Annotated in this window: 17 protein-coding genes and 2 pseudogenes; all 19 read right to left on the bottom strand. The window is 44.4% G+C overall.

Annotation, left to right across the window (positions count from 1 at the left end; translation table 11 throughout):
* Positions 1 to 126 precede the first annotated feature (126 nt).
* Positions 127 to 339, bottom strand: a pseudogene (locus ACCI51_RS19050) (Txe/YoeB family addiction module toxin); the annotation flags it as partial.
* Between the two features lie 42 nt (positions 340 to 381).
* Positions 382 to 621: a type II toxin-antitoxin system Phd/YefM family antitoxin gene (locus ACCI51_RS19045; protein ID WP_371845003.1), complete on the bottom strand. Its 240-nt coding sequence runs from the start codon at positions 619 to 621 to the stop codon at positions 382 to 384.
* Positions 622 to 680: 59 nt separating this feature from the next.
* Entirely contained in the window at positions 681 to 1,538 is an 858-nt protein-coding gene (locus tag ACCI51_RS19040; protein WP_299588986.1) for a PA4780 family RIO1-like protein kinase, read from the bottom strand.
* A gap of 225 nt (positions 1,539 to 1,763) precedes the next feature.
* Positions 1,764 to 2,219 (bottom strand): DMT family transporter, encoded by a 456-nt coding sequence (locus ACCI51_RS19035; protein WP_299588983.1) that lies wholly within the window; start codon positions 2,217 to 2,219, stop codon positions 1,764 to 1,766.
* Between the two features lie 138 nt (positions 2,220 to 2,357).
* Positions 2,358 to 2,663, bottom strand: a complete 306-nt coding sequence (locus ACCI51_RS19030) for a CPCC family cysteine-rich protein (RefSeq protein WP_371845005.1) — start codon at positions 2,661 to 2,663, stop codon at positions 2,358 to 2,360.
* Positions 2,664 to 2,782: 119 nt separating this feature from the next.
* Entirely contained in the window at positions 2,783 to 3,358 is a 576-nt protein-coding gene (locus tag ACCI51_RS19025) for a GNAT family N-acetyltransferase (protein ID WP_371845002.1), read from the bottom strand.
* Positions 3,355 to 3,684, bottom strand: a complete 330-nt coding sequence (locus tag ACCI51_RS19020; RefSeq protein WP_371845000.1) for a hypothetical protein — start codon at positions 3,682 to 3,684, stop codon at positions 3,355 to 3,357. Before ACCI51_RS19020 ends, ACCI51_RS19025 begins: the two co-directional genes overlap by 4 nt.
* Before the next feature lie 128 nt (positions 3,685 to 3,812).
* Positions 3,813 to 4,229, bottom strand: a complete 417-nt coding sequence (locus ACCI51_RS19015) for a hypothetical protein (RefSeq protein WP_371844999.1) — start codon at positions 4,227 to 4,229, stop codon at positions 3,813 to 3,815.
* A gap of 51 nt (positions 4,230 to 4,280) precedes the next feature.
* Positions 4,281 to 5,123 carry an IS3 family transposase gene (locus ACCI51_RS19010; RefSeq protein WP_371845004.1) on the bottom strand — a complete coding sequence of 281 codons (843 nt, stop codon included), beginning with the start codon at positions 5,121 to 5,123 and terminating at the stop codon, positions 4,281 to 4,283.
* A gap of 11 nt (positions 5,124 to 5,134) precedes the next feature.
* Complete coding sequence (locus tag ACCI51_RS19005) at positions 5,135 to 5,443, bottom strand: transposase (protein WP_299589352.1); 309 nt, start codon at positions 5,441 to 5,443, stop codon at positions 5,135 to 5,137.
* A 116-nt stretch (positions 5,444 to 5,559) separates the two neighbouring features.
* Positions 5,560 to 6,252 (bottom strand): hypothetical protein, encoded by a 693-nt coding sequence (locus ACCI51_RS19000; protein ID WP_371844998.1) that lies wholly within the window; start codon positions 6,250 to 6,252, stop codon positions 5,560 to 5,562.
* Between the two features lie 111 nt (positions 6,253 to 6,363).
* The gene (locus tag ACCI51_RS18995; protein WP_371844997.1) at positions 6,364 to 6,777 is read right to left on the bottom strand and encodes a hypothetical protein; all 414 of its coding nucleotides are present in this window, start codon (positions 6,775 to 6,777) and stop codon (positions 6,364 to 6,366) included.
* Between the two features lie 42 nt (positions 6,778 to 6,819).
* Entirely contained in the window at positions 6,820 to 7,248 is a 429-nt protein-coding gene (locus tag ACCI51_RS18990; RefSeq protein ID WP_371844996.1) for a hypothetical protein, read from the bottom strand.
* A 94-nt stretch (positions 7,249 to 7,342) separates the two neighbouring features.
* Positions 7,343 to 7,741, bottom strand: a complete 399-nt coding sequence (locus ACCI51_RS18985; RefSeq protein WP_371844994.1) for a hypothetical protein — start codon at positions 7,739 to 7,741, stop codon at positions 7,343 to 7,345.
* Between the two features lie 103 nt (positions 7,742 to 7,844).
* Positions 7,845 to 8,066, bottom strand: coding sequence for a hypothetical protein (locus tag ACCI51_RS18980; RefSeq protein ID WP_371844993.1), 222 nt, complete (start codon positions 8,064 to 8,066; stop codon positions 7,845 to 7,847).
* A gap of 491 nt (positions 8,067 to 8,557) precedes the next feature.
* Entirely contained in the window at positions 8,558 to 8,941 is a 384-nt protein-coding gene (locus ACCI51_RS18975; RefSeq protein WP_371844992.1) for a hypothetical protein, read from the bottom strand.
* Between the two features lie 227 nt (positions 8,942 to 9,168).
* Positions 9,169 to 9,600 carry a hypothetical protein gene (locus ACCI51_RS18970; protein WP_371844991.1) on the bottom strand — a complete coding sequence of 144 codons (432 nt, stop codon included), beginning with the start codon at positions 9,598 to 9,600 and terminating at the stop codon, positions 9,169 to 9,171.
* Positions 9,601 to 9,888: 288 nt separating this feature from the next.
* On the bottom strand, positions 9,889 to 10,182 hold the full coding sequence (locus ACCI51_RS18965; RefSeq protein WP_371844990.1) for a head-tail joining protein: 294 nt from the start codon (positions 10,180 to 10,182) through the stop codon (positions 9,889 to 9,891).
* Positions 10,183 to 10,189: 7 nt separating this feature from the next.
* Positions 10,190 to 10,403, bottom strand: a pseudogene (locus ACCI51_RS18960) (recombinase RecA); the annotation flags it as partial.

Raw genomic sequence — 10,403 nt, 5'->3', positions numbered from 1 at the left:
CAGTTCTGCGTTTTTCTTCCTGTGCGGAAGCGGGTAATTTTCTTGCATCAATAATATCCATTTGGATATTATATAGAACTATAGGATCGCCGGGTTAATAACCAGCCTGATTGAACACTTAGGCCGCTAATAGTGATACCGGCATTGAATAATAGTAGGCCCGTCATCCTCAAAGGCGTACACCAGTCGATTGGTTTGATCGATAGGGCGCGACCAATAACTGCTGAGCCCACCTTTTAAGGGCCCGGGCTTACCGGCGCCTTTGGAGGGCGTGCGCATCGATTCGTTGATCAACTTATTAATGCGCTTTAGCCTCTTCTTATCTTGGTCCTGCCAGAATAAATTATCTTTCTAGGCAGCCTCCGCCCATGTCAGCAAGGTTTAGCCCTCGATCAGTTTACGATGCTGGACTTTTCCTGCGAGGTGCTGGGCGATAGAGCACTCCAAGTGAGCGGTGCTGGATGGGCTGCTTAACAGATGCACGGTTTCCATCAGGCCATTGTAGTGATACAACTGATCGTTGAAGCCTTTGATACCGGCTTCAACGATGTAGCCGTAGCTAAAGGGTAGGAAGCCCTGCTCCCAGATACTTTGCATTAGCTGCGCTACTCTCTGATACACCAGCTGTCTTCCACTGTAGGCAGCCCCAAGGTTACTTAAGGAAGTGCTTTCTGCTAAATTCACATCTCTTCTGCAAATTCACGTATGCGTTCTTTTCGCTCCAGTTCCTCCTGCATCACCGATTTAATTTCTTCTAGCACGGCGTCTACGTCAGTGTTGTCGCTATCATCGATAAACTCACCACTGAGCGTTGAACTAGCTGTTAAATTACCCTCTTCAAACAGTGCCCACATTTCCTTGGCGTATTGAGTCTGCAATAAGGCAGGGGCAAATTCACCATAATAACGACGCATATTGTTGACGTCGCGAGCGAATAATTCTTGTGCATTGTTATTGGCTGCGGCATTAACAGCTTGAGGCAAGTCGATAATCACAGGGCCGAAAGCATCAACTAGTACGTTAAATTCGGACAAATCACCATGTACAATTCCCTCGCAAAGCATGAGCTTAATGTAATGTATCATTAGAGCATGATCTTCAATTGCCTGCTCTTCTGACATTGTCACATCGCCAAGTCGTGGCGCGACATCGCCTGCTTCGTCAGTGATTAATTCCATCAATAATACACCGTCAACGCAGCCAAAAGTTTCGGGAACTCGCACAAGAGCATCGGCTAAACGGGATAAAGCATCAACTTCAGCATTCTGCCAAATCTCTTCCTGCTGTTGGCGGCCATAGTTCGACCGTTTTTGCATGGCGCGTGCTTGACGACCACTTCGAACTTTACGTCCTTCTTGGTATTGCGCCGCCTTTTTAAAGCTGCGCTTAGCTGCATCTTTATAGACTTTGGCGCAACGAATTTTGTCATGGCATCTGACAATAAATATATCGGCTTCTTTACCGCTCATTAGGCGGCTGATAACTTCATCGATTAAACCATCATCGATGAGAGGCTGTAGGCGTTTGGGAGTTTTCACGAGGTACCAACTTCGAGTGCTCGGTAATTAATCATATATACTATCGACATGCTTATGTGTGTGCTTGAATCAAAAAATTTAATCCTGCTTGTGAGTTAAGAGTGACTATGGGTCAATGTGGGGCCCTATAACGTCTTGCTAAACGGCAGCCCGACGAAGTGTAGGCTATCCGGTGGAGGGTTCATATTTTGCACCCGGAACGAATGTCAGCCACTTGTTAAGTGCTTACCGCCGGGCCACCAATAGCACGCCTACTACTATGAGTAACGCACCACACACCCTTGAAACTGACAATTCTATCCTGGGATACCCAAGCCATCCGTTATGATCTAGAACTAGAGACGCTATAACTTGGCCACAAACAATAGAGATTGCTAAAACTAGCGCGCCCAGCTTTGGAGCCAAAAATACAGACATTGCTATATTGAACGCCCCCAAAGCGCCACCAAGCCAAGCCCACCAAGGCATGGAAGAAATTGACTCTTTAGTGAACCAACCTTCATTATGAAAAAGTGATATAGATCCTAGTATGAGGGTACCGATCAAAAAAGAGATAAAAGCTGCTTGAATAGGGGTATTTAGAGCCACACGAAGCTGTGAATTTACACCCGCTTGTGATGCAAGAGAGCCACCGACAATCAGAGCAAAAACTAGCAGGGTATACGTACTTAAACTATTCAATTTTCAATGCTCTTTACTACTGATTGCACTTAACGCCGCACTCAGGGCGTCCAACTTTGGGTGCATTATACTCGAAAATGAGAGCGTAGCGACCGCACATAAAGTGTACAAAGCTGGTCATCAGCCTACAGCGCATTGTTAAGTGCTGCCTGTATTACCATCTGAATCTACATAATAGTCAGTGTGTGATTTTTTATCAGATTGCTCCGATAAGATTACCCAATTTGGATCTTTTTCAAATAGTGAATTATTGTGCTTAGCACTATAGCCATTTACATACCTGTACTGAGATTGACGCAAACTGTAAATGTTAGCGCCACCTTCATAATCTGGGTCTGAAAACTGAACAGAGTCATCCCCCCAGTCACAAACATCACAGATTGTGAATGTTCCAGGAGGTTCAAGCTCTAAGCTCATATACCCACAACACGGACATGTATACATCATTTCTCTCGATGACTCGCTTGACACTTAACTCCCGAATAACGGGCAAATAATAGCTGGTTAAAATTGGCGACGCAGGAGCAAAAACCAACTGTTATTTGTCCCTGTTTATTTGCTTTTTAGGGTGCATTTTCAAATGACATCGCCAGTTTTTCAATGCCATGGGATGGCGTCCAACGCTTAAACTCAACGAAACCATGTTTCTTGTATAAATTGATTGCCGGAGTATTTACAACAGCTGTTTCTACAATTGCGCTTGAAAAATTAAATTCGTGTAAAACATACCTTATTAGTTGATCTGCGATACCTTTTCTAAAATAACAGGGGTCAACAGTTAAACTATTAATATCTAAGAGATCACGGTTTATAGAAACTTCTATAACTCCGGCAAGAGACTCATTTTCACTGAAACCGTAGAATAGTGTTGTTGAATTTTCTATACCTATAACACTTCTCGACAACGGAGGAAAATCAATAGCACCTATAAGTTGCGCTTCGATTTTATAAGAGTTTTGAAATGTCGTGAAAATTTGCTTTGCAACCTTTGCATTGGAATTATCAAGTTTATTTATCATGCTATGCTTAGACTCAAAGTTTTCATTGCTCTCTAACGCCGTGCACACAGGCAGCCGAAACACAGTGTAGGCTGTCCGAGCAGCGTTAGCTGCGTTGTGCTGCACTTTGTTGTAAATCATTTTCTGGGCTGCTCCTGCGCATCTGGATTGCCACCTTGGGCAAGATATGATTCCCATAAAAGAAAGGATCCAGAAAAAAATTTATGGCCAGCACCACTTAATGTACCAAATTGATAGCCTTCATACTTTTCTAGCCTGATTGACAGCTTACACCCAGAACGCCCAGTCACCAGCCAAATAGATTCATTCTTCTCTGATGCTACAAACTCGGCTTCGAACGACTCAAAATCACCTGTTTGATATGGAGCTTCAATTATTGAACAAAGCCTTGGCAATACGTTCTCCCAATCAGGTAGGCATATTGTGTAACTCTGATGACTATCCATTTACTGCTCTGTTTTATAACGCCTAAATAACCGGCTCAACGGAGTGGAAGTATTTTTGTGGCATAAAGCGAAGCGCCACAAAAATGCTGGAACGGAGTTGAGTCCGTGTTCATTTTTTTGTTATGTGTTTAATGCTGCTCAAAATACAGTTCGTCCAGCATACCATCAACGGTGAAGTTAATCTGTAATTTACCTGATTCACTTTGCACAATGCCATTATCAAGAACTTTATGAGATATACCAATGGAATCTAGAATGATAATAATTTCATCTCGATCAAGATGAGAAATATCAATGCCGCACAGAATTAGGCTATGAGTTGGTTTTACAGTAAATATGCAAACTTTTGAATTTGTATCTGGTTCCTCTGATTCGCCACCACAAAATCCTATAATTAAGCCTTTGTAGAGATAGTACGCCTCAAGATTCCCTCCCATCCACTCTTCGAAACATTGATCAGAGCCAAGAATACTCTCAACTTCATTTGGACTCATTCCAAATTTCAGTTCGCCCAGTCCTTTTGATAAATCTATTTCAAATTTCATACGTTTCACTAGTGGGACACTGGTCTTACCCACAAAAAGTAGACACTCTAACTATGCGCATTTGCGCTCATACTCTGCTGGACTCACATAACCCAGTGCAGAGTGCCTACGGGTTCTATTGTAGAAAACCTCGATGTATTCAAAAACCTCGGATTTCGCTTCTTCTTCATTTAAGAATGGTGCTGCGTACACCAGTTCAACTTTAAGGCGACTGAAGAAGGACTCCATTGCTGCATTGTCCCAGCAATTAGCCTGGCGACTCATACTCGGCTTACAGTGATTCTCAGATAAGAGATCCTGATATCGCTGAGATCGGTATTGTACGCCTCTATCAGAATGCACAATCAATCCAGGCTTGGCTTGACGCTGACTTAAAGCCATTTTCAGTGCTCGGCGGGTCAATTCATCCGTCATCTGAGAATCGAATGCCCAACCTATGATACGTCGCGAGTAGAGATCCATTACCACCGCGAGGTACAACCAGCGGTCACGAACCCATATGTACGTAATATCACTGGTCCAGCGACAGTTTGGCCGGTCTACATCAAAACAGCGTTTAAGCAGATTGGCGGCAACATGGATGTTCGCTTCAACTGGCTTGCTATATCGAAAGCCTTTGCCGTTTCTGGCCTTAATATGCTCCTGCCGCATAAGCGCAGCGATATAGTTCCGAGAGCACGGCTCACCGCCCTCTTGAAGCTCTCGAGCAATTCTGGGCGCTCCGTAACGTCCTTTAAACTCGGCAAAGGTATCTCGCACCTTCTCAGTTACTCGTAGCTTCCTAACAGCTCTAAGAGAAGCCAGTCTAACAAGCCACCGATAATAGCCCGATCTTGAGACCTCTAAACACCGACACATCAAGCTAACCGGGAATAACCCTACATGCTCCTGTATCAGTGCGTACTTTACTCTTGGTGGTTCGCAAAGTACGCAGCTGCCTTTTTTAGGAACTCAACCTCCTGACGAGCTTCCTGTAGCTCCTTCTTGAGCCTGCGGACTTCTGCACTTTCTTGCTTGGAATAGTCGACGCCATCCAAGCTATTGAACTGCTTATCTGACAATCGATTAAATTGCCGGCGCCAGTTATAGATCTGCTGTGCGCTAACACCCAGTTCACGAGCCACAGAAGCAGTTGTTACTCCAGGCTTCTCAGCCCTCTTTACTGCCTCTCTACGAAACTCTTCCGTATAAGCCTGAGCTTTCTTCTTCGCCATGATACACCTCCGTGTTAGGCCGAAACCTAACTATACAGGGTGTCTACTAAACGTGGGGAAGTCTTACTGCTAACGCCCAAAGCAGTGGTTTATCCACTGCCTTTGTTTGTTAAGTTTCATTGCATTTTCTCCTTTAGCTTTCCTTCTTGGTGAAGTTCGTAACAAACATCTAATGCTGAACTTATAACAGATTCATACTTTTCTTGGATTGATTCCAATAGAGATATACAAATTACCAATGTTGATTCTATATGCCCTTTAAGAGTTTCTTCGGACCTAGGGTAGCATCCCAGCGTGACTTCGAGCGTTTCATGATTGGGCTGTCCATACGCACCAAAAGTACCACTGTAATTTGGATGGGCATATTCACACAACATTTCATAGTGTATTCTAAATTTCCCTTCGAGTGCCTTATCAACAGAATCAATGCATTTGAATACATTGATTTTCTCGGGAAACTCTTCGTCATTGGACCACCCAACAATCAGCCTTCGCATTATCCCACTAAAGTGAGAAAGATCTTTAGTTTTCGTTAAGTGTTCCAACTTCGAATTTATAAACCAAGCAACTGCAAGCGTTTCTTGAGCCGCTCTAGCAGTAGTAATTGCACCAACAAGTAAATTTGCTTTATAGAGCGTATAAGCAGATTCAGTTAGCTCCACAAATCGATAGAGAACAGACTCTCGGTAATAATCAGCATCAAATGTTGGTTTGCATGCAATATTTTTTGAGATTGGGCTTACCGAAGTCCTAAGGTGCTTTTTCCAAACCGAAAGTCCAAGCATTGCTTCTTCAATATTGTTATACACTGAGCCTCCTTGGAAACTTAACGCCGCGATAACGGGCCGGAGCAAGCGTAGCTTGCGGAGGTCCGGCCACTTGCACAGCAAGTGGCAACGTTAATTGCCTTGTTATGCATTTTACTTTTTAGTTGCCTCGTAAACCTTTCCTTTACAATCACCCTTTACAACATCACAGTTCATAAGTGAAGTCGCGTACTTTCGATAAGAGCTATTAAGAACAATATTTTCGTACACTTCGGTATAGTCAACCGTTACCCCCTTTACGATATGAGTATTTTTAGTAACGAAATCGCCCGTGCAGCTCCAAGTACCGCTTTCAACCTGACTCTTTGTTACATTATTTCCTGTAAAGGTGAAAACACTTTTGAACGTACCATCTTTATAATAGGTAGTTTCGGATTGCTTCTGTATTGCAATCGAATATTCATAGTTGCTAGTAATCCACGTACCAATCAAATCTAAACAACTATACTCTTCGCCGTTCACACCGCTTGGCAAGACCAACAACAAAGATATAAGAAAATTCTTCATACTATAAATCTCGGATTGCATAACGCCTTTAGCAGCGGCAGTTTACTGTCCACTACCTAAACTTGTTATGAGATATTCAGCTACCGAAGGCACCACAAAGCGCCTGCTATTCTTGGCCTGATCGGGAGGACAAAAATAGTCTAGCCAAACACTCATATTTGTTTCGTTACTGGTGTAATAGCCAAATGCAACAGGTGCAACTTGACTGCTTGTAAGCTGAGTAACATACGTTGTCAGCTCGTTTCCCGCTTTATCCATTAGTGCATTACCACTACGACCGGGATAACAATTTCCATTTATACTTTTTGGGCCAACGATCTTTACCGATGTGGCTTCGGGGGAAACTTCTACAGTGACCGAGAATCCGAGCTTACGTACATTCTCTCGTGTCAGCACTTGCTCTGTAATTGGTGGAGATGCTAACGATCCTACTGAAAGCAATCCTAAAAGTACGCAAAGTATTCGTTTCATCTTAATCTCATAACGCCCATAGCAACGGCGACTTTGGAGCGGCAAAGCCGCAGAAAAGGCGTCCGGCCCCGCAGGGGCGAATTGCCTATGCTGGTTATGTATTTCGCACCCCAATCTCTAACTCGTCCTCGTGACAGTAGAACACGATGATTTTAGAGTTGTTGTGAATGATCATTGCATCATCTCGTGCAGGCATAAATATATCCTGCCATGACTCCAAGAACCGGTCACTTTGAACGACAAAAACTTCATTTTCATTAAGCACGACTTGAACCGACCCTACGGAATCCAATCTGTCAGAAAGCCAGTTCTTGGCAACCGAAGCACTCTCAATTTCTAATCTGTCAATAGAAGATACTGTATCAGTATTCAGACCATATCGATCTGTAGCGCTGTACTTTAACGCAAAATCATATGCACTCTGGGCGTGCTCAGCACCCAACCAGCGTTCACCCAAATTCAACTCTTCAATTTGTTGTCTTCGATAGTCCATTTTTATGCATAACGCCTTGCACACGGGCTTGAGCTGCATAGCAGCGAAAGTCCGAGCCCACGCAGTGGGCTAACGTGCTGCAACTGGTTATGTGTGATTTTATTTATGCCCATGATATTAACCACTTTGACTCTTTAAAATATTGCTTTAATGATTCGTAGTCCTCTACCCAGTCGTCGTAGCCTTCTGCTTCTGGGTTGCTGAAGTCACGAGAAATTAAAACAAGACAATTCTCTGAATCAGTTGCACATGGCTCTACTTTTACTTGCCAGCCTTTGTTGTCGCCAGCCTCAATTTTGCCAATGGCATTTAAAGGTATATCCATCTTCTAATTACACATAACGCTCGGCTAAGCAGCGAGTCCGGCAGGCGCAGCCTGCGTACTTGAGCCGCTTGTTATGATTTTGGGCCATCAACACGCTTCTTTTTCGATTTTTTACAGAAATACAACACCGCACTTCTTAGCACTGCGTAGAAGCATATAACTGATCCGATGAAGCACGGGACAAAGAGCAATAGAATTCCACCTACATACCCCATATAAGCGAAGACTCCAAGCAGAAAACCGATGAAAATTTCGGTTACCACTGACTCCCAATCTACGGAATCATTTAACTCAACCGTCTTAGCTCCGTAGTGCCTTAATCCTATTCTGTGTATCTTTCTAGGCATAAAAAATCATAACGCTGCCGGCAGGGGCAGCTTACCTTGTGCGCATTTTGCGCGAAAATGGGAGCGTAGCGACCAGTGAAAAAGGTGTGCAAGGTAAGCTGTCCCGCAGAGGGCCGAAGGCCCGGAGCTATCTGCCCGGCTTTGTTAGGCACCCGGGAATGACTCGCTAGCTGCCGACAGGAGCACTGCCCAGAGCTTGCTACGCAGATCGTCTAATGGCAGTGATTGTGAATAAACCACGAAAATTTCTCGATCCGCGTGCTCAGCACCGGATACGCCATCAATTGCGGAAAACCTTTCTTCTAGTCCATCAAATGACTCAGAGCCAAGATAATATTCAAGACCTTCATAAACAGAAAGGATGTAAACACCTTCTTCTCCTGCACCCTGCAAATTAAAGTGCAAGCTTTCTATAGAGGGTGGGTGGCCGATTTCAGATCGGACGTCCAGATCTGCGCCCTCGGGTATTGACTCTGCCATAACTGTACTCGACACAAAAACCAATATTAAGATTAATACTTCTTTCACGCTTTATTCTGACTAACGCCGCCGGCAGGGGCAGCTTACCTTGTGCGTGTTTTGCGCGAAAATGGGAGCACAGCGACCCGTGCAAAACGTGCACAAGGTAAGCTGTCCCACGGAGGGCCGTAGGCCCGGAGTAAATTGCCCGGCCTTGTTAAGCAATACTTAGTACACACTCTCCGTCTTGCTCACATTTTACAACGGTATCCACTAAAGTTGCGATTTTAAATTTTTTACGAACCGCCTTTAACATATAGAAATTTGTAGATAAAAATACTAGCGAGCACCACAGGGAAGACAACCACCACCAATAAATATGGCGCAACAAAGTATTCGATAGCTTTGCTATCAGAGCTTAAACCGGAAAACAGGCAAAAAATTGATAAAGTTACGAACATAGAAATTAGTGCTGCCGCAGACTGTCTTATCATTTTTGAAACTTTCCAAAAATCAGAATAATTGAATATCAATGCCCATAATGCAGATCCGATTACGCCAAACATCAAGAACCCTATCCATGAAACCACAAAAGGAAACATAAATGCTCTAAGCACATTTTGGCTTGCAGCCATTATCGCAATTACTCCTGACAACAATGACGCCAACACCGCCATCAGTATCAATGTAATTGAAATGGACGATAAAATTCTAAAGTATTCTCGCATCTCTATTTTGCTTAACATTTATATAGTGGTCATCATGACTACTATTTCTTTGACCACTATTTCTGATACAAATTTACGACAACACGCCGTCTTCTTCTACTAAATCAATAGATTACGGTCATCTAGTACCATCGGCCTATCTATAAAAGTGGTCATCTTGACCACTATCCACAATTTTCACCGCTCTCTCAACCCATTGATTTTGAAGGTTTTATTCGTCAACTTGGGCAATCCCAGAAAATAACAGTCACGGTGACCATAAATCCTCTGCTGACTTGTCGGTTTAGGCTAAGTATCCACCAACACTCGCCAAACAACCCCATCATCCGCCAGCCGCTTGCGCACCTGATACGCCACACCACCAAGGGTAATCACCGCTTCTGCGTTATAAGCCCCCACCTCACTCACCAGCAGACTCAATTCAACACGCGGTACCCGCACGCGCTCATCCTCATCGAAGTCATCGATCTCCTGCTCAATGATCACCTTGCAATCGATAGGCTCACCGCTACCATCGCCATAGGTAGCGGGCTTGCCCCATTTGCGAAACGCGCGCTCTGCGGCTCGTTGGTCCAGATCCATGCTTCACCTAGGCCTTCACGGTGCCCGGTACGCCGGTAAACTTGACCGCGAGGCTGGCAGCACCGGCCCCGGCGACCTCTGCGGCAAAAGCGGTGGGGCCGGTGATATCACCGGTGGCGGCGGTCGCGGCGTTACTATCGAATGCGCTGGAGGTAACCACCCAGGTGAGGCTTTCGCCCTGATTGATCTCTGCGGCGGATACCTTGGGCACAGTGAATACG

Source organism: Microbulbifer echini (assembly GCF_041447225.1).
Classification (GTDB): domain Bacteria; phylum Pseudomonadota; class Gammaproteobacteria; order Pseudomonadales; family Cellvibrionaceae; genus Microbulbifer; species Microbulbifer echini.
The sequence above is the reverse complement of the archived record's forward strand: the minus strand, read 5'-3'. Positions and strand labels throughout refer to the sequence as shown.

What these genes read in the sequence shown, in the direction of transcription:
- ACCI51_RS19030 (WP_371845005.1), bottom strand. Translation starts at nt 2,663, where the DNA reads ATGTATACATGTCCGTGTTGTGGGTATATGAGCTTAGAGCTTGAACCT.
- ACCI51_RS19025 (WP_371845002.1), bottom strand. Translation starts at nt 3,358, where the DNA reads ATGATTTACAACAAAGTGCAGCACAACGCAGCTAACGCTGCTCGGACA.
- ACCI51_RS19020 (WP_371845000.1), bottom strand. Translation starts at nt 3,684, where the DNA reads ATGGATAGTCATCAGAGTTACACAATATGCCTACCTGATTGGGAGAAC.
- ACCI51_RS19015 (WP_371844999.1), bottom strand. Translation starts at nt 4,229, where the DNA reads ATGAAATTTGAAATAGATTTATCAAAAGGACTGGGCGAACTGAAATTT.
- ACCI51_RS19005 (WP_299589352.1), bottom strand. Translation starts at nt 5,443, where the DNA reads ATGGCGAAGAAGAAAGCTCAGGCTTATACGGAAGAGTTTCGTAGAGAG.
- ACCI51_RS18995 (WP_371844997.1), bottom strand. Translation starts at nt 6,777, where the DNA reads ATGAAGAATTTTCTTATATCTTTGTTGTTGGTCTTGCCAAGCGGTGTG.
- ACCI51_RS18990 (WP_371844996.1), bottom strand. Translation starts at nt 7,248, where the DNA reads ATGAAACGAATACTTTGCGTACTTTTAGGATTGCTTTCAGTAGGATCG.
- ACCI51_RS18985 (WP_371844994.1), bottom strand. Translation starts at nt 7,741, where the DNA reads ATGGACTATCGAAGACAACAAATTGAAGAGTTGAATTTGGGTGAACGC.
- ACCI51_RS18980 (WP_371844993.1), bottom strand. Translation starts at nt 8,066, where the DNA reads ATGGATATACCTTTAAATGCCATTGGCAAAATTGAGGCTGGCGACAAC.
- ACCI51_RS18970 (WP_371844991.1), bottom strand. Translation starts at nt 9,600, where the DNA reads ATGCGAGAATACTTTAGAATTTTATCGTCCATTTCAATTACATTGATA.
- ACCI51_RS18965 (WP_371844990.1), bottom strand. Translation starts at nt 10,182, where the DNA reads ATGGATCTGGACCAACGAGCCGCAGAGCGCGCGTTTCGCAAATGGGGC.